Raw genomic sequence first — 25,956 nt, 5'->3', positions numbered from 1 at the left:
GCGCCGGCGTGTCAGTCCAGAGCCAGGCCGGAGTGCCCCGTGTAGTGTCGCGCCCCGGCGCCCGGCTCAGCGCGGCGGTGTTCAGTCCAGCGTCACGCCGGAGTCCTTCACGACCTTGCCCCACCTGGCCACTTCATCGTCGACGAACTTGCCGAAGGCGGGGCCGGTCAGGTCCGGAACCGCGGACCCGTTGGACGCCCATTGCTCCTTGATGCGCGGCGCATTCAATGCCGTGGACACCTCGCGGATCATGCGGTCCACGACAGGCTGCGGCGTGCCGGCCGGCGCCCATAGCGCGTACCAGGTCGACACCTGGTAATTCATCACGCCGGCCTCGGCGGCGGTGGGCACGTCGGGAAAGGACGGCGAGCGTTGCGCGGCCGCCACGGCCAGCGGCTTGATGCTGCCGGCGCGGATATGACCGGAAGACGAACCCAGGCCGTCGAAAGCCATGTCCACCTGGCCGCCAATCAATGCGGACAGCATGGGTCCCGCGCCCTGGTACGGCACGTCCACCAGCTTGATGCCGGTCTGCATGGCGAACAGCTCCCCCGCGAGGTGATGCGTGCTGCCCTTGCCCGCGGTCCCGTAGTTGATCTCACCCGGCCTGGCCTTGGCATACGCAATGAATTCCTGCAGCGTCTTGACCGGCAGCTTGGATGCATTGATGACGACCACCTGCGGCGGCTGCGCCAGCAGCGCGACCGGGATGAAGTCCTTCTGGATATCGTAGTTGAGCTGCCGGTACAGCGCCGGCGCGACCGCGTGATGCGCGCCGCCCATGAAGAAGGTATAGCCGTCGGGACGCGCCTTGGCCGCCACGCCGGCGCCCACGGTGCCGCCGGCGCCGCCCTTGTTGTCGATGACCACGGTTTGTCCCAGTTGCGTGCGCAACTGCTCGGCCAGAGGCCGGGCGAAGGTATCGGTGCCGCCCCCGGCGGGAAAGGGCACGATGATGGTGACCGGCCTCTCGGGCCAATCGGCCGAAGCCGGGTTTGCCAGGACTAGGGCCAGCAATGCGGCGCCGAGCGCCGCCAACCTGATACGGTAAGCCATGATGTTCTCCTCCGGAATGCTGCGCGGGATGGGTTATCGCCCATCGATCGATGGCGGCGCGCCGCGGCGTCCGCCGTTTTATGAATCCTTACGCACATCGGTCATGCAGGTATGCGGTGGGTGCTCTCCTGGTGGGTGATGGATGGACCGGTGGCGCGATCGCGCCGCCGGTGCGCTTGCACTGCGGGACAGGATGGTCCGCGCGCACGGCCATCAAGGCCATGCGCGCTTTCCGCGATCCGTCACAGGCGGCCGAACGTTTCCCGCAATACGTTCTTCTGCACCTTCCCCATGGTATTGCGCGGCAGCTGGTCCGTCACATGGACACGCTTGGGCACCTTGAAGTTGGCGATGCGGCTCTTCAGGTCGTTCTGGATCTCGGCCGGGTCCAGCGCGGCGCCGGCGCGCGGCACGACGACGGCGACGACGGCCTCGCCGAAGTCCGGGTGCGGCACGCCGATGACCGCCGATTCCTCGACGCCCGGCATATCGTCGATGACCGACTCGATTTCCTTGGGATAGACGTTGTAGCCGCCGGAGATGATCAGGTCCTTGCTGCGACCGACGATGCTGACGTAGTCCACGGGAATGGGGTGCCCGTGGGCTTCGCCGCCCCAGCGGCCGACGTCGCCGGTCTTGAACCAGCCATCCTCGGCGAACTCCTCGCGCGTCTTTTCAGGCATGCGCCAATAGCCGGAGAACACGTTCGGGCCGCGCACCTGGATGTTGCCGATCTCGCCGGGAGGCAGCTTCCTGCCGGCATCGTCGACCACGCGCAGCTCCACCCCGGGCAGCGCCTTGCCGACCGTGCCGCCGATGCGTGCGCCTTCCACCGGATCGTACGGATTGGACGTCAACATGACCGTTTCGCTCATGCCGTAGCGTTCCAGGATGGTATGGCCGGTGCGCTCCTGGAAGGCGTTGAAGGTTTCCGTCAACAGCGGCGCCGAGCCGGAAATGAACAGCCGCATGCGGGCGCAGACGTCGCGGCCAAATCGGGGATCCGCCAGCAGCCGCACGTAATACGTCGGCACGCCCATCATCACGGTGCTCACGGGCAGGTAGCGCAGCGCCTGCTCCACGTCCAGCTTGGGCAGCCAGATCATGCGGGCGCCCGCCAGCAGCGCGCCGTGCGATGCCACGAACAGCCCGTGCACGTGGAAGATGGGCAGCATGTGCAGCAGCACGTCATCGGAACGCCAGCCCCAATAGGCGTTCAGCACGCGTGCGTTGGACGCCAGATTGCCATGCGACAGCATCGCGCCCTTGCTGCGTCCCGTGGTACCCGACGTATACAGGATGGCGGCCAGGTCGTCCGCGCCGCGCGCCACCGTCTTGAACGTCTGTGACAGCCCGGCCGCCGCTTCCAGCAGCGTGCCGGTACGGTCATCGTCCAGCGTATAGACGTGGGGCACGCCGGACTTTTCCGCCAGGCGCTGTATCCAGGGCAGGTTGGCGCTGTCGCAGACCACGACGGACGGCTCGGCATTGCCCAGGAAATAATCGATCTCGGCCTCGCGGTACGCGGTGTTCAGCGGCAGGTACACCAGCCCCGCCCGCAGGGTGGCCAGATACAGCAGCAGCGCCTCCGGCGATTTTTCGACCTGCACGGCAACCCGGGCGTCCTTGGGCAGACGCAGGGATTTCAGCAGGTTGGCCAGGCAGGCGCTGGCCCGGTCGATGTCGTCCCAGGTGTAGCGCAGTGTCGGCGTCTCGATCGCGACCTGGCTGCGATCCGGCGGAAAACCCGTTTCAAGTACCGCGTACAGATTGGCATTGCTCACTCTTTCCAGTCTCCAGTGAAGGTCGGCGCTTCGCCCGCCAGGAAGGCGCGCACGCCTTCCCGATGGTCGGGGCTTTCCGCATAAGAAAAAAACCGTCGATATTCTTCGTCGTTGAGCGGTTCACCGCGCGACAGGCGCGCCGCCATGCGCTTGTTCAGTTGCGCGGCCTGGGGCGCGCCCGCCAGGACACGGCCGACGCAGCGTTCTATTTCGCCGTCCAGCTCGGCATCGTCGACGACGCGGGTCAGCAGGCCCTTGGCGCAGGCCTCCTCGGCTTGCAGGATGCGGCCTTCCAGCAGCAGCTCCAGCGTCACGGCATGTCCGGCGACCTTCAGCAGTCCGCGCATCTCGTCGGGCGCCATGGGAAAACCCAGCCGGTTGATGGGCGCGCCCAGGCGCGCCGTGCGCGCAGCGATGCGCAGGTCGCACTGGCAGGCGATTTCCAACCCGCCGCCCACGCACACGCCGTTGATGCGCGCCACGACCGGATGCGGACAGGATTCGATGGCCGCGAGCGCGGGAGCCAGTATTTCGCGGTGATAGCGCACGACCGACGCCATGTCGCCCCGCGCCTGGGGGAATTCGCGGATATCGGCACCCGCGGCAAAATGGCCGCCCTCGCCCTGCACGACCACGCAGCGCAGCGTGCGATCCACGGACAGCGCCTGGAACAGGCGCGCCAGCTCCCGCCACATCGCCACCGTGATGGCGTTCATGCGTCCCGGATGGGACAGGCAGACGCGGGCGACCGCACCTTCGCGGCGGCACAGCACGCGCCCCGCGGCATCGGGCGGCGCATCTAGCGGGGGATCGGCGAGCGTCATGTCCCTTGTTTCTTGTTCCGGTCTGGATGCCGCCGCGCGCCGCGCGGCGTCGATACTGTGCCGGATTGTCCTTCAGCGCGATGCTGTTCGTACAGGATTATTGATCATGCGGCCACGGCCGGGCCCCGGTGTCTACCCTATGCGGGCAATCAGGCGGCTGACCGCCGGCTTGCCCGAATTCAGCCGCCCCAGGTTGTCGTCGAGTTCGTCCAGCTCGTACAGGTAGTTCACCATCAGCGCCGCCGACTGCGCCAGCCCCTTGGGCGAGCGATCCGCGCCCCAGTTGATACGCTCGATGCGGGCGCCGTTGCCCAGGTGGAACCGCGCCACCGGGTCCAGCGGCGCGCCGGCCTTCATCGATTGCAGGTAGGCCGCCGCCAGTTTCATCGCGGCACGCTGGACCACTTCGCCGCCGCCCCGCGGACTGGTGGCGGCCTTGCGCAGCCGGGCCAGCCAGCGGGCCCCGTCCGGCACCCCACGACGCGCGCGATCGCGGGTTTTATCGCGCACGATTTCTTCGACTTCGTCGGCGTTCAGCTTGCCCAGCCAGTCGGCGAATCCGGGAATGGGCGACAGCGTCGCGAACGATTTCAGCTTGGGCAGTTCAGAAAGGAGCTGGTCGATGACCCGCTTCAGCAGGAAGTTGCCGAAGCTGATGCCGCGCAGGCCCGGCTGGGTATTCGAGATGGAATAGAAGATGGCCCAGCGCGCCTTGTCCAGGTTCTGCGGCGGCTGCGCCGTATCGAGCAGGGCCTGCACGTCGTCGGCCATCTGCGGCGCGAAGGCGACCTCCACGAAGATCAGGGGCACGTCCGGCATCTGCGGATGAAAGAACGCATAGCAGCGGCGATCCTCCGCGACACGGTGCTTCAGGTCGTCCCAGGACTGGATTTCGTGCACCGCTTCGTACACGATCAGCTTTTCCAGCAGCGAGGCCGGCGTGTCCCAGGTCAGCCGCCGCAGGTCCAGCAGGCCCACGTCGAACCAGGCGGACAACAGGCTTTCCAGCGTCTTGTCCAGCGCCTGCAGCCCCGACACCTGCTTGCGCCAGCGCAGCATATCGGCGCGCAGATCCACCAGGAAACGCAGCCCGTCGGGCTGGTTGTTGAAACGGCGGAACAGGCGGCCATTGGCTTCGTCCTGCTGCGCCTGCGCCGCGCTGGCCGCCGCCAGCAGGGCCAGCATGGCGCGCCTGGCCTTGCCGTCGGCCGCCGTGTACGCCTGGCACCACGCATGAGCCAGCCGGTTGGCCGCCACGTCCGTCAGCCGCGGCGCGAACAAGGGCCGCAATGCGGCCTGATGGGGAAAACGGTCGCGCTCCCAAAGGCGGCCCAGGCGCGCCATCAACCCGGCGTGCGCGTCCGGTGTGTCGGCGTCCGCATCGGACGGTGCGCTGACGAGTTCACGCCGCGGCATGGCTTTATCGAGCGGGCGCGACGCGCGCGCGGGAACGAGCGGTTCGGGAACGGTCATGAACGGGCTCCTTGGCGGTTGCCACGGCGGACGAGGCCGTCGCGGATCGGGATTTCGCGGCCTCGGGCGCAAGCCGCTTGCCGGCACGCTTCGGGGCGGTGGGCACGGCGCCGTTCGCGCGGCGCTCCATGGCGTGCAGCGCGTCCAGCTGGCGCAGCAGGTGATCGCGCGCCACGGTTTCCGCACGTTCCGGATCATGGTCGCGGATGGCGGCGAAGAGCGCCATGTGTTCCGCACAGGACGCGCGCATGCGTCCAGGCAGCATCAGGCTTTTGTGGCGCGACAGGCTCAGCACCTTGCGCAGGTTGCCGATGGTGTCGGACAGCCAGCGGTTATCGGCCAGCGCCTGGATGGCTTCATGGATGACGTAGTTGGCTTCGTAGTACGCATCGATGCGCCCCGCGGCGGCGTGCTCCCGCAGGACTTCATGCAGGCCGGCCAGGCGGCGGATGTCCTCCGGACCGGCCTTGCGCGCCGCTTCGAACGCGCAGCGGCCCTCCAGCATGGCCATCAGGGGGAAGATGTCGTCGAGGTCGCGCATGGACAGCTCGTTGACGAAGCAGCCGCGCCGCGGCTCCAGGCGCACCAGGCCTTCGCTGGCCAGCAGCTTCAGCGCCTCGCGCAGGGGCGTACGCGAAATGCCCAGTTGCGCGGCGACGCGCAGTTCGTCGACCCATTCCCCCGCGGCCAGGGTACGCGAGCGGATCATTTCCCGCAGCCGCTGCGCGGCTTCCAGGTACAGGGCCTGGCGCACGATGGGCTGGGGCGATTCGGCGGCGGGATGGACGGCGTGCATGGGCAGGATTCCGGGTCCATAATTCATAATTATGGTGTGGGTATCTTACACCGGCGGCGCCTCCGCGCACACCTTCGTTTGGATGAACCCCGCCCTTGGGCATGACCGCTCGGGCACGCCCGCCGCGGGGTCACGGATCAACCTGCTGCGGGGCCTTGGCTCAATAAACGAGCCGGCCTCCGGACGCCTGGCCGATCAATGCGCGCGCCCAACGGCGCGCCGGCAGGCCGTAGACGGCCTCCACCGTTGCCGCGCGGTCCAGCAGGGCCTCGACCGGAATATCGATCGGCGGCCCGGAAAACCCCAGGACAATGCGGTTGCCGGCATCGATCTCCGGCAGCATGGCGAGCCGCCCGTCGAAGGCCGCGGACAGGTTGTCGATATTGCGCGGAAAGCTCTCGTGCTCGCCGAACAGATTGACCGCCAGCACGCCGGTATCGCCCAGCACCCGGCGACAGTCGCGATAGAAACGCACGGAATCGCGCACCGGGCCGCGCGCCTGGGCATCGTACAGGTCCACCATCAGGATGGGACAGCGGCCGGCATTGGCCGGATCACCGACCCAGGCCCCGGCGTCGTCTTCCTCCACGCTCAGGCGGGGCGGCCCGGGCAGGCGGAAGAACGCATGGCAGATCGCCGTGACGCGCGGATTCCACTCCACCGCCACCACGCGGCTGCGGGTTCGCTTCACGCAGAACCGCGCCAGCGAACCCGCACCCAGGCCCAGCAGGCCGATGGCGCCGTCCTGGGGCGGTTCCATGAACAGCAGCCAGGCCATCATCTGGCCGGTGTACTCCAGCACCAGTTCCGCCGGATCCGCCACGCGCATGGCCCCCTGGATCCAGGGGCTGTCGAAGTGCAGATAGCGGACGCCGTTCGATTCGGAAAGCGTGGGGATGTCCTGGGCGGACGGCGTGGCGCGTGGCGGCATGGGCTCTCGTCAGATTCGCTCGAAAATCGCGGCAATGCCCTGCCCGCCGCCGATGCACATCGTGACCAGCGCGTAGCGCCCCTTGATTCGCTGCAGCTCGTACAAGGCCTTGACCGTGATGATGGCCCCCGTGGCGCCGATGGGATGGCCCAGCGCAATACCGCTGCCGTTGGGGTTCACCTTGGCCGGGTCCAGTCCCAGTTGGCGCGTGACGGCGCAGGCCTGCGCGGCAAAGGCTTCGTTGGCCTCGACGACATCGAGCTGGTCGATGCTCAGCCCCGCCCGCTTCAGGGCGGCCTGCGTGGCGGGCACCGGGCCGATGCCCATGTAGGCCGGGTCCACGCCCGCGTGGCCATAGGCCACCAGGCGCGCGAGCGGCTTCACGCCCCGCTTGCCGGCGGCGTCCGCGCTCATCAGCACCACGGCGGCCGCGCCGTCGTTGATGCCGCTGGCATTGCCCGCCGTGACGGTCCCGTTCTCCTTCTGGAATACGGGCTTGAGCTTGGCCATGGAATCGGTATCGACGTCGCGCCGCACATGCTCGTCGACCTCGAAGCGCACCTCGCCCTTGCGGGTCTTGATGACGACCGGAACGATCTGGTCCTTGAAATAACCCGCATCGATGGCGGCCGCCGCGCGGCGGTGCGATTCCAGCGCCAGCGCGTCCTGGTCGGCGCGGCTGACTTCGTACTTGGACGCGACGTTTTCGGCGGTAACGCCCATGTGGATGCGCTGGAAGGGATCGGTCAGCGCCCCCACCATCATGTCCGACAGCGTCGCGTCGCCCATGCGGGAACCCCAGCGCTGCGCCGGCGATATGTAGGGCCCGCGGCTCATGTTTTCCGCGCCCGCGCCCACGGCGATATCCGTGTCGCCCAGCATGATGGACTGCGCCGCCGACACGATGGCCTGCAGGCCCGAACCGCACAGGCGATTAACGTTGAAGGCGGGTGTTTCCTTGCCGACCCCCGCATTCAGCGCGGCGACGCGCGACAGGTACATATCGCGCGGTTCGGTATTGATGACGTGGCCCACCGCGACGTGGCCCACTTCGCCACCGTCGACGCCGGCGCGCGCCAGCGCCTCGCGGATCGCCGTGCTGCCCAGATCGATCGGGGGTACGTCCTTGAGCGCGCCGCCGAATGTGCCCACCGCGGTTCGCGCGCCGGCGGCAATGATGACTTCTTTCATGATGGCTCTCCTGTAAGCGCCGGTCCCCGGAGCCGCAGCGCCGCGTGACGGCTATGGTCGGATGTCGAAAGTCTGGAGGCGCCGCTGCCGTGCCAGCCGGCCCTAGCGGCCGGCGGCCTTGGCGCTGACGCCGTTGGCCATGCCCATGTCGGTATTCGGCACGTCGTCCAGCAGGACACGCACGTCGTCGCCCGATACGCCCAGCGCCGCGCAGGCCGCCCCGTTCAATGCCTGGTACAGCGCATTCTTCTGTGCTTCCGTGCGGCCGACGATCATGTGCGCGTGGAACACCACCGACTGCCTGCCCACCTCGCCCCCCACGATGATGTGATCCGGAGCGACTTCATGCAGCATGATGCGCACGCTGCGCAGGGGTGCCCCCAGGCTGTCGACGACCGCTTGCGTGGCGCCCTTCAGCAGCGCCGACTTCTTGTCGGCGGACCATCCGGACAAGACATGGACATGAAGTATGGGCATGAGGATTCCGGTGTAAAGGAAGAAAAGGAAAGAACGCCGCGAGGGGCGGCGTTCCACGCTATCGAACGAAGGACCGCGGGACGCACCAAGGCTATGGTAATACGGTTGCCGCGCGTCCCGGTTGACGTGTATCAGGCAGGCGTGCCGGCGTAGATGTAATCCCGCCGCCAGGGATAGGCCAAGTCGGCCGGATGGTCGAGCTCATCGGCACGGCCCGTGGCCAGGCGTTGGCCCAGCACCTGATGCAGCGCGATCCAGCCATGTTCGAAGGCCATGGCGCAACCGGCAAGGTACAGGCGATAGGCGCGCAGCGATTTCGCGCCCTGCTCGCCCGTCAGTATCTTCGCGGCGGCGTCCAGCTGGCTCTCCAGGCTGTCGCTCCAGGCCCACAGCGTGCGGGCATAGTGCGGCCGCAGGTTTTCGATGTCCGTGGCTTCCAGGCCGCCGTCGGCCATCGCGCCCAGGACGTGGCTGATGTGCGTCAGCTCACCGCCCGGAAAGATGTACTTCTCGATGAAGTCGCCCATGCCGCTGCCCAGCTGGGCGTTATGGACGCCGCCCGCCGTGATGCCGTGGTTCATGATCAGCCCGCCGGGGCGCAACAGGCGGCGCAGCTTGGCGAAATAGTCGGGCAGCTGGGCACGGCCCACGTGTTCAAACATGCCCACCGAAGAGATCTTGTCGTAGGGTTTGCTCTCGTCCAGCTTGCGGTAATCCAGCAGCTCCATGCGCACGCGGCCCTGCAGTCCTTTTTCCTGGATGAGCCGGTTCACGTGGGCGTGCTGGTTGCGCGACAGGGTAATGCCGGTGGCGTCGACGCCGTAGTTTTCCGCCGCCCACAACAACAGCCCGCCCCAGCCCGCGCCCACATCCAGATAGCGTTCGCCCGGGGTCAGGCGCAGCTTGCGGCAGATATGGTCCAGCTTGGCTTCCTGCGCCTGCGCCAGCGACATGTCCGGCGTGCGGTAGTACGCGCAGGAATAGACCCGGCGCGGGTCCAGCCACAAGGCATAGAAGTCGTCGGAAAGGTCGTAGTGGAATTGGATCTGCTTGGCGTCGCGTTCGACGGAATGGCGCTGCACCGAAACCATACGGCGCATGAAGGCCTGCAGCCATCCGCCGCGTTCGGCCTGCACCGGAGAATTCGGCAGCATCTCGGCCGCCGCACGCATCACGTCGTGCATGTTGCCCTGTATGTCCACCAGGCCTTCCACATAATCCTGGGCCAGTATGCCGACCTCGCCGGCCGCCAGATGCGCAAGGGCCACCTTGCTCCGCGCGACGAACCTCACCTTGGGATTCGGCGCCCCTACCTTGGTGCCATCCGGCATTTCCAGTTGGACCGGGATCGAAACGGACTCCAGTTTGCGTTCCACCGCAGACAACACAGGATTCACGACAGTCAACCTCGCAAGAAAGAACCCGGGGACTTTATCGGAATTTGTTTCCGATTTGAACCGCTTCTCCACATGTTACATTTTGCCGGCGACAGATCCGGAATATCCCTTCCGGGCCTGCGCCATTCAGGCCAACGTCAATCGATGCCTTCTTCCCCACCCGCGCGCGGTCTGCCAGGCTGGCTCATTCTGATGGGTGCGCTGACAGCCATCGGGCCCTTCTCCATCGACCTCTATCTGCCGGCGTTTCCGTCCATCGCCGCGGGGCTGAACGTCAGCCAGGGCGACGTCGAACGGACGATGGCCGCCTATCTGGTGGGCCTGGCCGCGGCGCAGATCTTCTACGGCCCCGTGGCCGACCGCTATGGACGCAAGCCGCCGCTGCTGGTGGGCCTGTCGCTGTATGTCATCGCGTCGCTGGGCTGCGCACTGGCCGTCGACATCGAGAGCCTGACGGCATGGCGCGCGGTGCAGGCGCTGGGCGGCGCGGCCGGCATCGTGATCCCGCGCGCCGTCATCCGCGACCATTACGAAACGCAGGAAGCCGCGCGCGCCATGTCGCTGCTGTTGTTGGTCATGGGGCTGGCGCCCATACTTGCGCCGCTGATTGGCGGGCAGTTGCTGCTGTTGACGGGTTGGCGCGGCGTCTTCGCCTTGATGCTGGCCGCCGGGGCGGCGCTGATGGCAGCCATGCTTTTCATCATGGAGGAATCGCTCCCGCCCGAACGCGCCATCCGTTTGCACTGGCGCACCATCGCGCGCAATTACGGCGAACTGCTGCGCCATCGCGGGTTCATGACGCACAGCCTGGCGGGCGGCCTGGGCCAGGCCGGCATGTTCGCCTACATCGTGGGATCGCCGCGCGTCTTCATCGAACTGTATGGCGTGGATCCGCAGCACTACGGCCTGCTCTTCGGCCTGAACGCCGCCGGCCTGATCGCCGGCTCGCAGATCAGCGCACGGCTGTTGCGCCGCCTGTCCCCCGCCACCTTGCAGCGCCGCGCCCTGGTCACCCTGGCGCTGGCCAGCCTGGCGGGGGTGGTGCTGACCCTGGCGGGATGGATGACGCTGCCGCTCCTGATGGCGTGCCTGATCGCGTACATGGCCAGCCAGGGATTCGTGAGCCCGAATTCCGCCGCCCTGGCCCTGGCCGAACAGGGCAAGCGGCTGGGTGCCGCGTCCGCGCTGCTGGGCACGCTGCAGCTGTCCTGCGGCGCGCTGGCGGGCCTGTGCGTGAGCCTGTGGCAAAGCGATACGCCCCTGCCGCTGACCGCGGTCCTGGCGGCATGCGCCTGCCTGTCCTGGCTGTCCGGACGGGCCGCGCGGGCCAGGGCTTGATGCGCGCTCTGCGGCCGAAGCCCCACGAAGCCGGCCATGGCCCCCGTGCCGGGCGGCACGCGGCATCCCGCGGTCGCTACCCCGGGAAGACGGGACACTTGCCCGGCGGGCTTTTTTCATAGTAGAATCGCAGGCTTACGAATTTACCCGTGCCAGCTACTATGCTTTGTAGCCGGGCACTTCCACCCCGCCGATGCGTATAAGTCGAAGGGGCGGCGGGCACAAGCACTTGGGTCAACTTGGGTCACCCCAACCGACCCATCATCCTGGAAACACGGGATGGCCGGCACCCCCTGCCGGCGGCTGAACCCCCCCGTCTTCCGAACCATACGCGGCAAGCATTGAATACCTGAGGTGCATCTTATGGCACGCGTATGCCAAGTAACGGGCAAGCGCCCGATGGTGGGCAACAACGTTTCCCACGCCAACAACAAGACCAAGCGTCGCTTCCTGCCCAACCTGCAATCGCGTCGTTTCTTCGTCGAAAGCGAGAACCGCTGGATCACCTTGCGTGTCAGCACCAAGGCCCTGCGCACCATCGACAAGAAAGGCATTGATGCCGTTCTGGCCGAACTGCGCGCGCGCGGCGAAGCGATCTAAGCCATCCCCGCCCTCAGACTATCCAGGAGTACGACATGGCAGCCAAAGGCACCCGCGAAAAGATCAAGCTCGAGTCGACCGCCGGCACGGGACATTTCTACACCACCACGAAGAACAAGCGCACGACGCCGGAAAAAATGCTGATCAAGAAGTTTGATCCGGTCGCGCGCAAGCACGTGGACTACAAGGAAACCAAGCTCAAGTAAGCGAGCGGACCGGGACATCGGGCGCCGACGCGCCGCCATGCGGACCATCAGCGAGCACGCCGAGATGCGCCCGGGTTTCCAGGAAAAAAAGCCGACAGCAATGTCGGTTTTTTTTCGTCTTGCCCGCCTGTGTGCCTTGCATGGCTGGGCCTTGCGTCGTCCACGCGGCGGTCCCCTTTGCGACATGCCGGCGCCGCGCCGCGCGCGCGCAGGGGTCGCCCGGGCCCTGTTGCTGGCGGCCTGCATGCTGCTTACGGGAACGCCGGCGTTCGCCGCTGGCCCGGCCAAGGCGCCGCGGGCGGCAGCGGTGCCGCCTGCCCCGCCGCCGCTGCGTATCGGCGAGATCGATACCTACCAGGCCCTGCCCGACTACTCCACGCCGTATCGGCGCGGCTGGATGCTGGCCCTGGAGCAGATCAACGCCGAAGGCGGCGTACTGGGCCACAAGCTGGAAGTGCGTTCCCGCGACGACCATGGCGATCCGGACGACGCGGTGCGCGCGGCGCAAGCCCTGGTGGAAAAGGACGGCGTGGTCGCGCTGTTCGGCGGCTACTCCTCCGAGGTCGGGCTGGCGCTCTCCCGCTACGCGGATACGGCCAAGGTGCTGTATCTGGCCGTCTCGCCCCTCACCCAGCGGCTGACCTGGCAGGAAGGCAACCGCTACACCTTCCGGCTGCGGCCGGCCGCCTGGATGCAGGCCGCCGCCGTCGCGCCGAAGGCGCTGGGCCTGCGCAAACTGCGCTGGGCGCTGATCTCCCAGGACACGGAATCCGACCGCGCGACGGTGGACGCATTCAAGGGCCTGCTGAAGACCTTCCAGTCCAAGACCGCGTTCGTCGCGGAACAGGCCATCGCGCCGGGCAAGTTCGACGCCCCCGCCACGGTGGCGGCACTGGCAGCCGCCAAGCCCGAGGCCATCTTCATTACCTTGACCGGCCGCGATCTGGCGAGCCTCGCCGACGCCGGCATGGCCGCCCACCTGTTCGACGGCGTGGGGGTGGTTTCCCTGTTCCTGGGCGAGCCGGAAAACCTGGCCGCGCTGGATGCCGGCATGCCATCCGCTGCCGCGCCGGCCATCAGCAAGAACCCCGGCATCCCGTCCGCTGCCCGTCCTGCCATCGCGACATCGGCGCCGGCTGCGTCGCCGATCGGTACGCCGGACGTGCCGGCTTCGGCACCCCGCATGAAAAACACCGCGATCGACAATGTGGCGGTGCCGGATCCGGCGTCGCTGGGCAGCATGATCCCCGACGGCTGGATCATCACGGGATACCCCCGCGATGCGGTCGATACGCCGGATAACCAGGCGTTCGTCCAGGCCTATCGCGATCGTTACGGCGACGCGCCGGGCATGGCCGCGGTCCTGGGATATTCGGCCTTGCGCTCGATCGCCGAAGGGCTGAAACGCGCCGGCTCGCCAGACCGGGAAGCGCTGGCGGCGGCCTTTCCCCGGCTACAGGTGCCGACGCCGTTCGGCATCATCGAATATCGCAACCTGGATCATCAATCCACGCTGGGCGTCTACCTGGGCTATACCGGACATGCCGACGGCCGCCTGATCATGGACCGCTTCGTCTACGCCACCGGCGCGCGCCTGCAACCGCTGGACGAGCAGATCCGCCGTCTGCGCGTCCAGGCGGCGCGCGAGAATACAACTCGGGATGGGCACCCGGCGGCGGATGCTGCCGCGGGTGGGGCTGGTGCTGCTGCTGGTCCTGGTGCTGCTGGTCCTGGTGCTGCTGGTGCTGCTGGTGCTGCTGGTCCTGCTGGTCCTGGTGGTGCTGCTGGTGCTGGCGCTGCTGGGGCTGGTGGCGCTGGCGCTGCTGGCGCCGCTGGTGGTGCCGCTACTGGTGCTCCCACGGCGGCGGGCTCAGGCACAGCGCCGGGCACGGAAACCACCGGGGCGTATGGTCGAGGCGCTGCCGGTCCCACCGGGACCGCAAGCCCCGCCAATGCCCACCCGGCCGCGGACTCGGCACATCCGGTCACCGGCGCCAGCCGGCCGGTGGTCCGGCCCGATACGGATCTGACCGCGCGTCTGCGCGGCGCGCGCCCCGGCGCCGCGCCCGCGACACCGGCACAAGCGACCGGTGGACGCGCACCAACGTCCGCTACGAACGCATCGTCATCGGCGGAGACACCGGCAAACAAGGGCGGCGCGCACGCCGAAGCGCCGCTCAAGGCGGCGACACCCGGGCTAGGTACCCGGTCTCCCGCCCTGTCCGATTGGCCGGACCAGGTCGGCCAGGGCGCCGCAACGCACTGACCGCCGACCCAGCAGCAGGGTCCCGCATCACGGCAGCAGGCGCTTGCCGTCCTCCAGGCGTGGGACACGCGCCAGGTTTTCCGGGCGCAGCGATTCGGGCAGCAATTGTGCCGGCAGGGCCTGATAGCTGACGGGGCGCAGGAAGCGGCGGATCGCCAGGGTGCCCACGGACGTGAAGCGGCTGTCGGACGTGGCGGGGAACGGCCCGCCGTGCACCATGGCATGCGCCACTTCCACGCCGGTGGGCCAGCCGTTGGCCAGGATCCGGCCAGCCTTGCGCTCCAGCACCGGCACCAGGCCGCGCGCCAGTTCGTAGTCCGGCTCATCCAGGTGCAGGGTCACGGTCAATTGGCCCTCGATGCGTTCGGCCACCTGGCGCATGTCGTCGACCGACTTGCAGCGCACCACCATGCTGGATGCGCCGAACACCTCGTGCTGCAACGATTCCTGCGCGAGAAAGTTGCCGATGGCCGTGGAAAACAGCGCCGCGCGGCCGCGGTTCGGGCCCGCGCCCGCGGCACCCCGCGCGCACACCTGCACCCCTTCGGCGTTCTCCAGCGCCTGCACCCCTTTTTCGTAAGCACTATGAATGCCGGGCGTCAGCATCGCGCTGGGCACGTTGGCCGACAGCGCCGCGTCGGCGGCCTTCAGGAAGCGATCGAGGTCGGGGCTTTCCAAGGCCACGACGATGCCGGGATTGGTGCAGAACTGCCCCGCGCCCAGGGTCAGCGAGCCGACAAAGGCCTTGCCCAGCTCTTCCGCGCGCGCGGCCAGCGCCGCGGGGAAAAGGAACACCGGGTTGATGCTGCTCATTTCGGCGAAGACCGGAATGGGCTCGCGCCGCTTGGATGCGATGTCGACCAGCGCCAGGCCACCGCCGCGGGAACCGGTGAATCCCACCGCCTTGATACGTTCATCCTGAACCAGGGCGGCGCCCGTCTCGATACCGCCCAACAACAGCGAAAACACGCCTTCCGGCATGCCGCATTCGCGCGCGGCCGCCTGTATGGCACGGCCCACCAGTTCGCCGGTACCGGGATGGGCGGGATGGCCCTTGACCACCACCGGGCAGCCGGCCGCCAGCGCGGAGGCGGTATCGCCGCCCGCCACCGAAAAGGCCAGCGGAAAATTGCTGGCGCCGAACACGGCGACCGGGCCCAGGGCGATATTGCGCAGACGCAGATCCGGGCGCGGCAAAGGCTGGCGGTCCGGCATTGCCGGATCCACGCGCACGTCCAGGAATTCTCCCGCGCGTACCACTTGCGCGAACAGGCGCAACTGGCCCACCGTGCGGGCGCGTTCGCCCTCGATACGGGCTGCCGGCAGCGCCGTTTCGGCCACCGCGCGGTCCACCAGCGGCTGGCCCAATTGCATGATCTGGTCGCCGATGGCTTCCAGGAAGCGGGCCCGGCTTTCCAGCGAGGTTTCGCGGTAGGCATCGAAGGCCGCCCACGCCAGGGCGCAGGCCTGGTCGACCTCGGCGCGGCCGGCCTGGGCGAAATCGGGCGCCATGGTTTCGCCGGTCGCGGGGTTCACCGCCTTCAGCGTACGCTGGCCGTTGTCGACGGCGCGCTGGCCGATCAGGATCTCGCCGGTGATGGGGATGCTCACGTTCTCTCTCCTATGATTCTTTGTGCGATCGGCTGCCTGATTTCCCGCCTTGCCGGCGAGTGGCGCGGCCGACACGTCGCGAACCGATGATGATACCGCTATCGTCCTGCACGACCCGCCTGCCATGATGGCCACGTACGCTGCGCGGTTTGTTGTACATATTTATGTATGCAAAAATATATAAAAACCGATTCCTGAATTTCACGCCGGGCCGGCGCGATGCCCGCGCCGGCGTGGATGAATACCCCATCCCGACCATAGGGCCGCCGGATCGCGGCCTCCGTAGGAGACACTCCATGAAGCCATTCCCCCGGGCCAGGCGCCATTTCCTGGCGGCAGCCTTTTGCGCGGCCGCGACCCTGGGCCTGCATGCCGGCGCCCAGGCCGCCTATCCGGACAAGACCGTCCGCATCATCGTGCCCTACGCGCCCGGGGGCTCCGGCGACGTCTTCGCGCGCCTGATCGCGGAAAAACTGACGTCCCGCCTGGGACAAACGTTCATCGTGGAGAACCGCCCGGGCGCCAGCGGCGCCATCGGCGCCCGCTACGTCTCCGATGCACCCGCGGACGGCAGCATCCTGCTGCTGGGTCAGACGGGCGAAATCATCGTCACTCCGCTGCTGTCCACGACGCTGAACTACAAGCCGGAGAACCTGCTGCCCGTGGTGCTGGTGGGCGATTCGCCGCTGGTCCTGTCCGCCCATCCCTCCGCGCCCTTCAACACCGTGCAGGAGATGGTTGCCCAGAGCAAGCAGCGCTCGCAGGGCTTCAACTATGCGTCATCCGGAACCGGCACGCCTGGCCACCTGGCCGCCGCCGCGCTGGCCCTGAAGGCGGGCGCCAAGCTGACGCACGTTCCTTACAAGGGCGGCGGCGCCGCGCTCAGCGATCTGCTGGGCAATCACGTCGATATGTTCTTTTCCGGCGCGCCGGGCGTACTGCCGCACTTCAAGAGCGGCACGCTCAAGCCGATCGCGGTATCCACGCTGGAGCGCTCGCCGGCACTGCCCAACGTGCCCACGGTGGCCGAATCGGGCCTGCCCGGCTTTTCCTTCAGCCTGTGGGGCGGCTTGTTCGCGCCCAAGCGAACGCCGCAGGACATCATCCAGAAGCTGAATGCCGAGGTCAACGCAATCATCGCGGATCCGCAGACCAAGCAGCGGCTGGAGGCCGAAGGCGCGGTGGTCAAGCCGAACAGCGTCGAACAGTTCACGCAGTTCCTGAGCGCCGAACGCGCGCGCTACCAGGAAATCATCAAGGAAACCGGCGTCAAGCTGGATTGAGAGGCCGGCCGGACGGATCCCGCCAACCGAATCGATATTGGACCGCACGGACCGATACCTCGCCCGGCTGGATCCGATTCCTGCCGCATCGATATTCCGCCAGGCCTGTCCTGATTCATCCGGCGCGGCCCTCCGGCCGTGCCCTTTCCCTTTTCCATCATGGAGACCCGCCCCATGACGCCCCCTGCCCTTCCCGCCTGGGATTGCCATACCCACGTCTTCGATGACGCCACGCGCCGGCCTGTGATGCCCGGCTCCCATTACATCCCGCCAGTGCGCACCTGGCCCGAGCTGTCCCGCACCGGTGCCCCGCACGGCATCGAACGATTCGTCCTGATCCAGCCCAGCGTCTACGGCACCGACAACAGCTTGCTCCTCGATACCTTGCAGGCGTCGAACGGCCGCGCGCGCGGTGTGCTCGTGGTGCCTGACGAGACCACCGAAGCCCAACTGCTGGCGTGGCGCGAGCAGGGCGCACGCGGCGTGCGCTTCAATGCCGTTTCGGGCAGCGGCAACGGCATGGCGGGCTATACCCGCCTGGCGCCGCGCCTGCGCGCCGCCGGCTGGCACGCACAGTTCTTCGTGGCCCCACAGACGCTGCAGGCCGTACACGAAGCCATCCGCGCCGGCGACGGCCCGAACGTGGTGGTCGACCACCTGGGCGGCGCCGCCAATGGCGCGGAATATGCCTCCATCCGCGAAGCCGTATTCCGCCTGCTGGATACGGGGCGCGTCTGGCTGAAGGCCTCCGGCTTCTATCGCTACGGCTACCCCGTGCCGACATGGTCGGAACACTTCGGCGATCTGCTGCGCGAATTGGCGCGGCGCTATCCCGAACGCATCGTGTGGGCGTCGGATTGGCCGCACACATGGTTCTTCGACCCCGCGAACGGCCAGGCCATGCCCTATGGCGACCTCGTGAACCTGCTGCGCGATTCGGTGGACGATGCCGATTTCCAGCGCATCCTGCGGCAGAATCCCCTGGCGCTGTACGACTGAGCCCGGAGCTCAGTGCTCAGGCGACTGCTTCGCGCGCAATATTTTCAATCGTTCGAGCAGCGCGTTGCGGATATGCTCGCGCGCCACGTGTTCGGCGCGCGCAGGGTCGCCGTCGCGGATCGCTTCGTAGATGGCCTGGTGTTCGCCATGCGCCACATCCGGACGGCCCGGCGTTTCCAGCGTACTGCGCCCCAGCAGATAGGTGGAATCGGTCAGCGATTGCAGGGCCCGGATCAGGAATTTGTTGTGCGCGGCCCCATAGATGGATTGATGGAAGGCCAGGTTGGCCGCGACCGGATCGCCGCCCTGCCTGCCTTCCTCCAGGATGTGCGCCATGTTGTCGATTTCGGCTTCGCTGGCATGCTTGGCGGCGAACCGGGCCGCGCCGCCTTCCAGCAGTTCCCGCATGGCGTACAGCTCCGTGACCGATTGCTGGTCCAGCGACGTCACGACCAGCCCGCGGCGCGGTTCATGGGTGACCAGGCCTTCGTCTTCCAGGCGCTTGAGCGCCTCGCGCACCGGCGTGCGCCCCATGTTCAACAGTTCCGCTACTTCGATTTCCCGCAGGCGGTCGCTGGCGCCGAAAAAGCCCATCAGAATGCGCTTTTTCAGCTCCTGGTACGCCAGGTTGGCCTGCGTATTCTGCTTCGCTATGGGCATGTCGATTCCTGCAGGGCCGCGCGCAGGGCATCCAGCCGCTTGATCATCGCGCCGGCATCGGCGGTGCTGCAACCCGTCGCGGTCATCACGCCGGGCGGTACGGCGCGGGCCTTGGCTTTCAACTGCCTGCCCTGTTCCGTCAACGACACGATGACCTGCCGCTCGTCGCGGGCGGCGCGCGCGCGTTCGACCAGGCCGGCGGCTTCCAGCCGCTTCAGCAATGGCGTCAGCGTGGCACTGTCCAGGAACAGGCGTTCGCCGATGGCCGACACCGTCAGGCCATCCTGTTCCCACAGCACCAGCATCACCAGATATTGCGGATAGGTCAGGTCCAGGCCGGACAGCAGCTTGCGGTAGACCTTGCTCATTGCCAGGCTGGTGGAATACAGCGCGAAGCAAAGCTGGTTTTCCAACAGCAGCGCGGCGTCCCCGCGCGACGAAGAGGAATGTGACATCGGGGAATATTAAATCGTGCGCGACCCATATGCCAGCGGCGCGCGGCGCGGCCCCGTCGACGGAGACCGCGTCGCGCCTGCAGACCGCGGCGCCGCCCCGCAAGGCGGTGCCGCGTCAAGGACGCTCAGGCCAGGGTCAGCGTCACGTCGATATTGCCGCGCGTCGCGTTGGAGTACGGGCAAACGATGTGGGCCTTGTCGACCAGTTCGCGCGCCTGCGCCGGATCCAGGCCGGGGATGGCGATGCGCAGTTCGACTTCGATGCCGAAGCCGGTGGGGATGGCGCCGATGCCCACCGAGCCGGTGACGGTGGTTTCCGCCGGCAGCGCGACCTTTTCACGCCCAGCCACGAATTTCAGCGCGCCCAGGAAGCAAGCCGAGTAGCCGGCGGCGAACAGTTGCTCGGGATTGGTGCCGGGACCGCCGGCGCCGCCCAGTTCGCGAGGCGTGCTCAGTTGGATATCCAGCACTTGGTCGGAAGAAACGGCACGGCCGTCACGGCCGCCGTTGGCGGTGGCTTGAGCACGGTAAAGCACTTTTTCGATAGACATGGCGAACTCCTTGCAGGTTGTTGCGCCGGGCCGGCTGGCCGCGGGCGGGATTTGAATTCATCGGCGGGTTAGCGCCTGGAAGGGATATTAAATAGCGCACAATTTAATTGCAAGCGATTTATTTGACCGCCGACCGCGAAACCCGGCGACGGGAAGGCGCCCGCGGGTACGACGATTGCCGCCTGCAGCGCGTTGCCCGCAGGGCGGGCGCTCCCGAACCCATCGCCATGGAACATTGGAAGACTAAGGAAATTACCTTGATCGCGCGCGACCACGCCGGCCAGGCGGAACGCCAGGCAACCGTGGCTTGCGAATCGGTCGCATGGCAGTCGCCCAGCGACATCCCGCCGTCTCGCGACAACGGCACGGCGCCGGGCTACCTGTTCGCACAAGGCGTGGATGTCGCCCCGTTGGCCGATTTTTCCTGGGCCCCGACACATGTTCGCTTCCACGCGGAGGGCTATATGGAAGCCAGGGAGTTTGCGGTCACGGGGTTCGAGGCCGACCCGGACGCGCATACCTTGAAACTGCCTATTCCTTGAAGCGAGCGGTCGAAGCGTCTCGGCCCCGGCCCAACGCCGCCCCCATCGAATCGCCGGACCGCCCCTGTGCGGCCGGCATGGATGGCGGCGCGGTAAGGACCAACGCTGCCCCGCAGGCGTACTGGCGCGGGGTCAGCGGTCCTTGGACTGGTCCGCGGCCGTGACTGGCGTCTCGGAGGAGGTGCCAGGCTGCGCCTGACGTGCCGCATGCCGCTTCGTGGCCGCGGCGCGGGCCTCCTGGGAAGTAAAGCGATGCGCCTTGCCCAGGCGATGGGCGGCCCTGCCGCCCTGGGCCGCGATCTCTCGCTGGAATTCCGGCCCCATCGCGGCGAAACCACGCGGCTTGCGCCGCTCCTTTTGGTCCTGGCTGTCGGTCATATCGAACCCCCTTGTCGGTGGTGGAGAACTTCAGGAGCCGGCGCGGGCGCAATGCACATGCCCGTCGCCGAGTAAAGGCGCCTCCACGTGGGCCGGCAAGGCAAAGATCAGTAGTGCTTACCGCGCGATGTAGAAGTAGAAGGCGCCGCCATAACCGTTGCGGCATAAGGGCCGCGAGACATGTGGCGCGATCGCCGAGGCCATACTGCCGTGCCCCCGCGCCTTGCATGCCACCGACACCGGCACCTGCCTTCGATGCTTGCCGCCGCGGCGTAGCTGCTGCCAGCAACTATTACGCCCAGGCGCCTCGCGTCACCGCGTGGCCCCCTTGCCTGGTTGGCCTTACGAGCACCGATGTCCCGACCCCGGGACGCAAGCGAGAACAGGCCGCCGTTGCGCCGCGCGCGCTGCCGCCTACCTTGCGTAGGTGGCCAGGACCGCCCGCCGAGCCCGGCCCGGCGCGACCGGCCTCGCGCCGGGCCGGCGCCGATCGCCCTGCCGTGGCCGAAGGAAAACGCCCGCGCGGCAACAGGCGGATGGCAGAACCTATAATCAAGGGTTTTGACCGTCCCCCCGCCGCCCGGGGGCCGGCCCCTTATTCGTCACCGATCCTATCCAGCCCATGCAGGAACGCTACAACCCCAATGCCGTCGAAGCCGCCGCCCAGGACGTCTGGCGCCGCAACGACGTCTACCGTGTCAGCGAGCACGCGCGCAACCCCAGCGGCGCCGAAAAGCCCAAGTTCTACGCGTGCTCCATGCTGCCCTACCCCAGCGGCAAACTGCACATGGGCCATGTCCGCAACTACACCATCAACGACATGATGGCGCGGCAGCTGCGCATGCGCGGCTACAACGTGCTCATGCCCATGGGCTGGGATGCCTTTGGGATGCCGGCGGAAAACGCCGCCATCAAGTCCAAGGTGCCGCCGGCCAAGTGGACCTACGACAACATCGCCTACATGAAAAAGCAGATGCAGGCGATGGGGCTGGCGATCGACTGGTCGCGCGAAATGAGCGCCTGCGATCCGGCCTACTACAAATGGAACCAATGGCTGTTCCTGAAGATGCTGGAAAAAGGCATCGCCTACCGCAAGACCCAGGTGGTCAACTGGGATCCGGTGGACCAGACCGTGCTGGCCAATGAGCAGGTCATCGACGGCCGCGGCTGGCGTTCCGGCGCGCTGGTCGAAAAGCGCGAGATCCCGGGCTACTACCTGCGCATCACGGATTACGCCGAAGAACTGCTCGAACAGGTCAAGACGGGCCTGCCGGGCTGGCCCGAACGCGTGCGGCTGATGCAGGAGAACTGGATAGGCAAGAGCGAAGGCGTGCGCTTCGCCTTTACCCACGATACCCGCGATGCATCCGGCGAAAAAGTCCAGGACGGCAAGCTTTACGTCTTCACCACGCGCGCCGACACCATCATGGGCGTGACCTTCTGCGCCGTGGCTCCCGAACATCCATTGGCCACGCTGGCCGCGCGCGACAATCCGCAACTGGCCGAATTCATCGAGCGCTGCAAGCTGGGCGGCACCACGGAAGCCGAGTTGGCGACCCGCGAAAAAGAAGGCCTGCCCACGGGCCTGTCGGTCACCCACCCCCTGACTGGCCAGCCGGTCGACGTCTGGGTGGGCAACTACGTGCTCATGAGCTATGGCGACGGCGCCGTCATGGGCGTGCCCGCCCATGACGAACGCGACTTCGCCTTCGCGCGCAAGTATGGCCTGGAGATCCGCCAGGTGGTCGATGTGCCGGGCAAGACCTATTCCACGGACGCCTGGCAGGAATGGTATGGCGACAAGCAGAGCGGCCGGCTGATACATTCCGGCAAATACGACGGCTTGGCCAGCAAAGCCGCCGTGGATGCCATCGCGGCCGACCTCGCAGCCCTGGGCGTCGGCGAAAAACAGACGACATGGCGCCTGCGCGACTGGGGCATTTCGCGCCAGCGCTACTGGGGCACGCCTATCCCCATCATCCACTGCGGCGACTGCGGCCAGGTGCCCGTGCCGGAAAAGGACCTGCCCGTCGTCCTTCCCGAGGACCTGATCCCGGACGGTACGGGCAACCCGCTGGCGAAGAACGAAGCCTTCCTGTCCTGCACCTGCCCGGCCTGCGGCAAGCCGGCGCGGCGCGAAACGGACACGATGGATACCTTCGTCGATTCGTCCTGGTACTTCATGCGCTATACCTCGCCGGGCAACGACGGCGCCATGGTGGATGCCCGCAACGACTACTGGATGCCCATGGACCAGTACATCGGCGGCATCGAGCATGCGGTGCTGCACCTGCTGTACGCGCGCTTCTGGACCAAGGTCATGCGCGACCTGGGCATGCTCAAGTTCGACGAGCCGTTCACGCGCCTGCTGTGCCAGGGCATGGTCCTGAATCACATCTACTCGCGCAAGACGGAACACGGCGGCATCGAATACTTCTGGCCCGAGGAAGTCGAGAACGTCTACGACGCCAAGGGCGCCATCGTCGGCGCGCGGCGCAAGTCCGACGGCAGCGAAGTCAGCTACGGCGGCGTCGGCACGATGTCGAAGTCCAAGAACAACGGGGTGGACCCGCAATCGCTGATCGACACGCTGGGCGCCGACACGGCGCGCCTGTTCGTGATGTTCGCCAGCCCGCCGGAACAGACGCTGGAGTGGTCGGACTCCGGCGTCGAGGGCGCCAACCGCTTCCTGCGCCGGCTGTGGTCGCACGGCTGGGCGCAGCGCGATGCCGTGGCGGCGGGCCTGGCCGCGCGCGTGGTGGACTGGCAGAACGCGCCCGCGGCGGCGAAGGATCTGCGCCGCGAAATCCACACCCTGCTCAAGCAGGCGGACTACGACTACGAGCGCATCCAGTACAACACCGTGGTATCGGCCTGCATGAAGATGTTGAACGCCATCGAAAATGCCCAGCTGCCCGCCGATGCCGCCGCGGACGCGGCCCGCGCCGAAAGCCTGGGTGTGCTGCTGCGCGTGCTGTATCCCGTCGTGCCCCACGTCACCTGGCAGCTGTGGAACGACCTGGGCTATGCGGACGTCTACGGCGACCTGCTCGACGCCCCATGGCCCCAGGTTGACGAAGCCGCGCTGGTGGCGGACGAACTGGAACTGATGCTGCAGGTCAACGGCAAGCTGCGCGGCGCGGTGCGGGTGCCCGCGCAGGCAACGCGCGAACAGATCGAGGCACAGGCGGCAGGCCATGAAGCGGTGGCCCGGTTTCTTGAAGGCCGGCCGCCGAAACGGGTTATCGTGGTGCCCGGCAAACTGGTCAACGTCGTAGGTTAATGAGGTACCGCATGAATTTCGCCAGGCAAGCAAACCGCCCGGGGGGCGCACGGGGAAGCGGGCGCGGCTGGACGCTGCGCGTCGGCGGCCTGGCGCTGCTCATGCTGCTGTCCGCCTGCGGTTTCCAGATGCGGGGCACTACCCCGCTGCCCTTCGACTCCCTGTATGTCGGCATCCCGCAAAACTCGCGCTTCGGCGCCGAAGTGCGCAGGGCGATCGCCGCCGCGTCGCCGGAGACCAAGCTGCTGGAGACGCCCAAGGACGCCGATGCGCAGTTGCAGCAGATCCGCAACTCGCGCTCGATGCGGGAAGTCTCGCTCAATGCCCAGGGTCGGGTCGAGGAATACGAACTGGGACTGATCTTCACCTTCCGCGTGATCGACGCCAAGGGGCGCGCCTTGCTGCCGGATACGACGCTCGAAGCGTATCGGGAAATGCCCTACAACGACCAGGTCGTGCAGGCCAAGGAAGGCCAGGCCGAGAGCCTGTACCGCAACATGGAACAGAGCCTGGTCAGCCGCATCATGCGGCGCCTGACCGCGCCGGACGTGCGCCTGGCGGTGCAGAAGACACAGTCCGCCAAGCCCGGCGAGGAAGTCGGCCCTGTATACAGCACCACGCCGCCGCCGCAAACGAACCGGCAGCCGTGGAACCGGCCCAGCATCACCAACGGCCCACCCAGCCTCGACGACGACACTTCCTACTGACCGGCCCATGGCGCAATCCCTGGACGCCGATCGCTTCGCCGATCACCTGCGGCGCGCGGGCACGCGCCTGTCGCCGCTGTACACCATCAGCGGCGACGAACCGCTGCTCGTCACGGAAGCCATGGACGCGCTGCGGGCGGCGGCTCGGGCGGCCGGCTACACCGAACGCACCTCCATGGTGATGGACGCCCGCAGCGACTGGAGCGCGGTCGTCGCCGCCACCCAGACGGTCTCGCTGTTCGGCGACCGGCGCCTGCTGGAACTGAAGATCCCCACCGGCAAGCCGGGCAAGGCCGGCGGCGATACGCTGGCCAGGCTGGCCGAACAAGCAGAGGGTGGCGCGGATCCGGACACCATCATCGCCATCGGCTTGCCGCGGCTGGACAAGGCCACCCGCGAAAGCCGCTGGATGACCGCGCTGGCGCGCGGGATCATGGTCGATATCCCGAGCATCGAACGCGCCCGGCTGCCCGCCTGGATCGGCGAACGCCTGGCGCGCCAGAACCAGCGCGCCGACGCCGCGACACTGCAGTGGATGGCCGACAAGGTGGAAGGCAACCTGCTGGCCGCGCACCAGGAAATCCAGAAGCTGGGCCTGCTCTATCCCGAAGGCGCGCTGGAGGCCGAAGCCGTCGAACGGGCCGTGCTCAACGTCGCCCGCTACGACGTCTTCGGCCTGCGCGATGCCATGCTGGCCGGCGACGTCGCACGCACGGTACGCATGCTCGACGGCCTGCGGGCCGAAGGCGAAGCGCTGCCCCTGGTGCTATGGGCGGTGGGAGAGGAAATCCGCATCCTGGCCCGCGTTGCCCAAGCGCGCGCCAGCGGGCAGGACAGCGGCGCGGTCATGCGGCGCCTGCGCATCTTCGGGGCGCATGAACGCCTGGCGCTGCAGGCGCTGTCGCGCGTGCCGGCCCGCGCATGGCCGGCCGCGGTCCAGCACGCACACGAGGTCGACCGCATCATCAAGGGCCTGTCCGTGCCCGGACGGCTCTCCGATCCCTGGGAAGAAATGACGCGCCTGGCGCTGCGGGTGGCGGCGGCCGGCCGGCGCGACGCCTGAGCACGGCGGCTGGCAGCGGGCGGTTGCGGTTGACTGGCCGGTTCCAAGCGCGGTTCTGCCGTCAACCGCCGGTCCATGCCCACGG

24 protein-coding genes are annotated in these 25,956 nt (G+C 67.5%); 10 read left to right on the top strand and 14 right to left on the bottom strand.

Translation table 11 applies throughout. From position 1 onward, the window contains the following. Nucleotides 1-81: 81 nt before the first annotated feature. The 9 genes from AKI39_RS08185 to AKI39_RS08145 form a co-directional block, all read right to left on the bottom strand. Complete coding sequence (locus AKI39_RS08185; RefSeq protein WP_066634370.1) at nucleotides 82-1,056, bottom strand: Bug family tripartite tricarboxylate transporter substrate binding protein; 975 nt, start codon at nucleotides 1,054-1,056, stop codon at nucleotides 82-84. A 242-nt stretch (nucleotides 1,057-1,298) separates the two neighbouring features. Further along, complete coding sequence (locus AKI39_RS08180) at nucleotides 1,299-2,840, bottom strand: malonate--CoA ligase (RefSeq protein WP_066634369.1); 1,542 nt, start codon at nucleotides 2,838-2,840, stop codon at nucleotides 1,299-1,301. Further along, on the bottom strand, nucleotides 2,837-3,664 hold the full coding sequence (locus AKI39_RS08175) for an enoyl-CoA hydratase/isomerase family protein (RefSeq protein ID WP_066634367.1): 828 nt from the start codon (nucleotides 3,662-3,664) through the stop codon (nucleotides 2,837-2,839). Before AKI39_RS08175 ends, AKI39_RS08180 begins: the two co-directional genes overlap by 4 nt. Before the next feature lie 132 nt (nucleotides 3,665-3,796). Next, nucleotides 3,797-5,137, bottom strand: a complete 1,341-nt coding sequence (locus AKI39_RS08170; protein ID WP_083228699.1) for a malonyl-CoA decarboxylase domain-containing protein — start codon at nucleotides 5,135-5,137, stop codon at nucleotides 3,797-3,799. Then, on the bottom strand, nucleotides 5,085-5,933 hold the full coding sequence (locus tag AKI39_RS08165) for a GntR family transcriptional regulator (RefSeq protein ID WP_066634365.1): 849 nt from the start codon (nucleotides 5,931-5,933) through the stop codon (nucleotides 5,085-5,087). The genes AKI39_RS08170 and AKI39_RS08165 overlap by 53 nt, the downstream gene beginning before the upstream one ends. Nucleotides 5,934-6,093: 160 nt before the next feature. Beyond that, the gene (locus AKI39_RS08160; protein ID WP_066634361.1) at nucleotides 6,094-6,864 is read right to left on the bottom strand and encodes a spermidine synthase; all 771 of its coding nucleotides are present in this window, start codon (nucleotides 6,862-6,864) and stop codon (nucleotides 6,094-6,096) included. A gap of 9 nt (nucleotides 6,865-6,873) precedes the next feature. Further along, a complete protein-coding gene (gene bktB, locus AKI39_RS08155; protein WP_066634359.1) occupies nucleotides 6,874-8,055 on the bottom strand; it encodes a beta-ketothiolase BktB in 1,182 nt (393 codons plus the stop codon). Nucleotides 8,056-8,157: 102 nt separating this feature from the next. After that, on the bottom strand, nucleotides 8,158-8,532 hold the full coding sequence (locus AKI39_RS08150) for a tautomerase family protein (protein WP_066634357.1): 375 nt from the start codon (nucleotides 8,530-8,532) through the stop codon (nucleotides 8,158-8,160). A gap of 131 nt (nucleotides 8,533-8,663) precedes the next feature. Next, nucleotides 8,664-9,929 carry a class I SAM-dependent methyltransferase gene (locus tag AKI39_RS08145; protein WP_145925223.1) on the bottom strand — a complete coding sequence of 422 codons (1,266 nt, stop codon included), beginning with the start codon at nucleotides 9,927-9,929 and terminating at the stop codon, nucleotides 8,664-8,666. Between the two features lie 192 nt (nucleotides 9,930-10,121). Between AKI39_RS08145 and AKI39_RS08140 the strand changes: the two genes are divergently transcribed. From AKI39_RS08140 to AKI39_RS08125, 4 genes are all read left to right on the top strand, one after another. Then, nucleotides 10,122-11,267: a Bcr/CflA family multidrug efflux MFS transporter gene (locus AKI39_RS08140; protein WP_066634354.1), complete on the top strand. Its 1,146-nt coding sequence runs from the start codon at nucleotides 10,122-10,124 to the stop codon at nucleotides 11,265-11,267. A gap of 363 nt (nucleotides 11,268-11,630) precedes the next feature. Continuing rightward, nucleotides 11,631-11,867 (top strand): 50S ribosomal protein L28, encoded by a 237-nt coding sequence (rpmB, locus tag AKI39_RS08135; RefSeq protein WP_066634352.1) that lies wholly within the window; start codon nucleotides 11,631-11,633, stop codon nucleotides 11,865-11,867. 35 nt (nucleotides 11,868-11,902) lie between these two features. After that, complete coding sequence (gene rpmG, locus AKI39_RS08130) at nucleotides 11,903-12,073, top strand: 50S ribosomal protein L33 (protein WP_066634348.1); 171 nt, start codon at nucleotides 11,903-11,905, stop codon at nucleotides 12,071-12,073. A 244-nt stretch (nucleotides 12,074-12,317) separates the two neighbouring features. Continuing rightward, the gene (locus AKI39_RS08125) at nucleotides 12,318-14,339 is read left to right on the top strand and encodes an ABC transporter substrate-binding protein (protein ID WP_158515160.1); all 2,022 of its coding nucleotides are present in this window, start codon (nucleotides 12,318-12,320) and stop codon (nucleotides 14,337-14,339) included. 27 nt (nucleotides 14,340-14,366) lie between these two features. Here AKI39_RS08125 and AKI39_RS08120 read toward each other — a convergent pair whose 3' ends face one another. Next, nucleotides 14,367-15,944 (bottom strand): aldehyde dehydrogenase (NADP(+)), encoded by a 1,578-nt coding sequence (locus tag AKI39_RS08120; protein ID WP_066642481.1) that lies wholly within the window; start codon nucleotides 15,942-15,944, stop codon nucleotides 14,367-14,369. A 302-nt stretch (nucleotides 15,945-16,246) separates the two neighbouring features. Between AKI39_RS08120 and AKI39_RS08115 the strand changes: the two genes are divergently transcribed. Next, the gene (locus AKI39_RS08115; protein WP_066634344.1) at nucleotides 16,247-17,233 is read left to right on the top strand and encodes a Bug family tripartite tricarboxylate transporter substrate binding protein; all 987 of its coding nucleotides are present in this window, start codon (nucleotides 16,247-16,249) and stop codon (nucleotides 17,231-17,233) included. Between the two features lie 174 nt (nucleotides 17,234-17,407). After that, on the top strand, nucleotides 17,408-18,232 hold the full coding sequence (locus tag AKI39_RS08110; protein WP_066634342.1) for an amidohydrolase family protein: 825 nt from the start codon (nucleotides 17,408-17,410) through the stop codon (nucleotides 18,230-18,232). Nucleotides 18,233-18,241: 9 nt separating this feature from the next. Here the strand turns inward: AKI39_RS08110 and AKI39_RS08105 are convergent, their stop codons facing one another. From AKI39_RS08105 to AKI39_RS08095, 3 genes are all read right to left on the bottom strand, one after another. Beyond that, nucleotides 18,242-18,892 carry a GntR family transcriptional regulator gene (locus AKI39_RS08105; RefSeq protein ID WP_066634339.1) on the bottom strand — a complete coding sequence of 217 codons (651 nt, stop codon included), beginning with the start codon at nucleotides 18,890-18,892 and terminating at the stop codon, nucleotides 18,242-18,244. Then, complete coding sequence (locus tag AKI39_RS08100) at nucleotides 18,883-19,347, bottom strand: MarR family winged helix-turn-helix transcriptional regulator (protein ID WP_066634337.1); 465 nt, start codon at nucleotides 19,345-19,347, stop codon at nucleotides 18,883-18,885. Before AKI39_RS08100 ends, AKI39_RS08105 begins: the two co-directional genes overlap by 10 nt. Before the next feature lie 125 nt (nucleotides 19,348-19,472). Further along, nucleotides 19,473-19,898, bottom strand: coding sequence for an organic hydroperoxide resistance protein (locus tag AKI39_RS08095; RefSeq protein ID WP_066634336.1), 426 nt, complete (start codon nucleotides 19,896-19,898; stop codon nucleotides 19,473-19,475). 257 nt (nucleotides 19,899-20,155) lie between these two features. Between AKI39_RS08095 and AKI39_RS08090 the strand changes: the two genes are divergently transcribed. Next, nucleotides 20,156-20,440: a hypothetical protein gene (locus AKI39_RS08090; protein ID WP_145925221.1), complete on the top strand. Its 285-nt coding sequence runs from the start codon at nucleotides 20,156-20,158 to the stop codon at nucleotides 20,438-20,440. A 132-nt stretch (nucleotides 20,441-20,572) separates the two neighbouring features. Here AKI39_RS08090 and AKI39_RS26220 read toward each other — a convergent pair whose 3' ends face one another. Next, a complete protein-coding gene (locus tag AKI39_RS26220) occupies nucleotides 20,573-20,818 on the bottom strand; it encodes a KGG domain-containing protein (protein WP_083228696.1) in 246 nt (81 codons plus the stop codon). 622 nt (nucleotides 20,819-21,440) lie between these two features. Here AKI39_RS26220 and leuS point away from each other — a divergent pair. Genes leuS through holA form a run of 3 tightly spaced genes read left to right on the top strand, consistent with a single transcriptional unit; the run spans nucleotide 21,441 to nucleotide 25,871 of the window. After that, nucleotides 21,441-24,101, top strand: a complete 2,661-nt coding sequence (gene leuS, locus AKI39_RS08080; protein WP_066634333.1) for a leucine--tRNA ligase — start codon at nucleotides 21,441-21,443, stop codon at nucleotides 24,099-24,101. 11 nt (nucleotides 24,102-24,112) lie between these two features. Next, a complete protein-coding gene (locus tag AKI39_RS08075; RefSeq protein ID WP_066634331.1) occupies nucleotides 24,113-24,808 on the top strand; it encodes an LPS-assembly lipoprotein LptE in 696 nt (231 codons plus the stop codon). Nucleotides 24,809-24,815: 7 nt separating this feature from the next. Then, on the top strand, nucleotides 24,816-25,871 hold the full coding sequence (gene holA, locus AKI39_RS08070) for a DNA polymerase III subunit delta (protein ID WP_066634329.1): 1,056 nt from the start codon (nucleotides 24,816-24,818) through the stop codon (nucleotides 25,869-25,871). Nucleotides 25,872-25,956 lie beyond the last annotated feature (85 nt).

It is taken from the genome of Bordetella sp. H567 (genome assembly GCF_001704295.1).
In the GTDB taxonomy this organism is placed as follows: domain Bacteria; phylum Pseudomonadota; class Gammaproteobacteria; order Burkholderiales; family Burkholderiaceae_B; genus Bordetella_C.
The sequence above is the reverse complement of the archived record's forward strand: the minus strand, read 5'-3'. Positions and strand labels throughout refer to the sequence as shown.

Bases quoted from the DNA above. Each gene is read 5' to 3' on its own strand.
- AKI39_RS08165 (WP_066634365.1), bottom strand. From the start codon at position 5,933: ATGCACGCCGTCCATCCCGCCGCCGAATCGCCCCAGCCCATCGTGCGC.
- AKI39_RS08105 (WP_066634339.1), bottom strand. From the start codon at position 18,892: ATGCCCATAGCGAAGCAGAATACGCAGGCCAACCTGGCGTACCAGGAG.
- AKI39_RS08125 (WP_158515160.1), top strand. From the start codon at position 12,318: ATGCTGCTTACGGGAACGCCGGCGTTCGCCGCTGGCCCGGCCAAGGCG.
- bktB (WP_066634359.1), bottom strand. From the start codon at position 8,055: ATGAAAGAAGTCATCATTGCCGCCGGCGCGCGAACCGCGGTGGGCACA.
- rpmB (WP_066634352.1), top strand. From the start codon at position 11,631: ATGGCACGCGTATGCCAAGTAACGGGCAAGCGCCCGATGGTGGGCAAC.
- AKI39_RS08100 (WP_066634337.1), bottom strand. From the start codon at position 19,347: ATGTCACATTCCTCTTCGTCGCGCGGGGACGCCGCGCTGCTGTTGGAA.
- AKI39_RS26220 (WP_083228696.1), bottom strand. From the start codon at position 20,818: ATGACCGACAGCCAGGACCAAAAGGAGCGGCGCAAGCCGCGTGGTTTC.
- AKI39_RS08095 (WP_066634336.1), bottom strand. From the start codon at position 19,898: ATGTCTATCGAAAAAGTGCTTTACCGTGCTCAAGCCACCGCCAACGGC.
- leuS (WP_066634333.1), top strand. From the start codon at position 21,441: ATGCAGGAACGCTACAACCCCAATGCCGTCGAAGCCGCCGCCCAGGAC.
- AKI39_RS08075 (WP_066634331.1), top strand. From the start codon at position 24,113: ATGAATTTCGCCAGGCAAGCAAACCGCCCGGGGGGCGCACGGGGAAGC.
- AKI39_RS08115 (WP_066634344.1), top strand. From the start codon at position 16,247: ATGAAGCCATTCCCCCGGGCCAGGCGCCATTTCCTGGCGGCAGCCTTT.
- AKI39_RS08140 (WP_066634354.1), top strand. From the start codon at position 10,122: ATGGGTGCGCTGACAGCCATCGGGCCCTTCTCCATCGACCTCTATCTG.
- AKI39_RS08150 (WP_066634357.1), bottom strand. From the start codon at position 8,532: ATGCCCATACTTCATGTCCATGTCTTGTCCGGATGGTCCGCCGACAAG.
- AKI39_RS08170 (WP_083228699.1), bottom strand. From the start codon at position 5,137: ATGACCGTTCCCGAACCGCTCGTTCCCGCGCGCGCGTCGCGCCCGCTC.
- rpmG (WP_066634348.1), top strand. From the start codon at position 11,903: ATGGCAGCCAAAGGCACCCGCGAAAAGATCAAGCTCGAGTCGACCGCC.
- AKI39_RS08160 (WP_066634361.1), bottom strand. From the start codon at position 6,864: ATGCCGCCACGCGCCACGCCGTCCGCCCAGGACATCCCCACGCTTTCC.
- holA (WP_066634329.1), top strand. From the start codon at position 24,816: ATGGCGCAATCCCTGGACGCCGATCGCTTCGCCGATCACCTGCGGCGC.
- AKI39_RS08185 (WP_066634370.1), bottom strand. From the start codon at position 1,056: ATGGCTTACCGTATCAGGTTGGCGGCGCTCGGCGCCGCATTGCTGGCC.
- AKI39_RS08175 (WP_066634367.1), bottom strand. From the start codon at position 3,664: ATGACGCTCGCCGATCCCCCGCTAGATGCGCCGCCCGATGCCGCGGGG.
- AKI39_RS08110 (WP_066634342.1), top strand. From the start codon at position 17,408: ATGACGCCCCCTGCCCTTCCCGCCTGGGATTGCCATACCCACGTCTTC.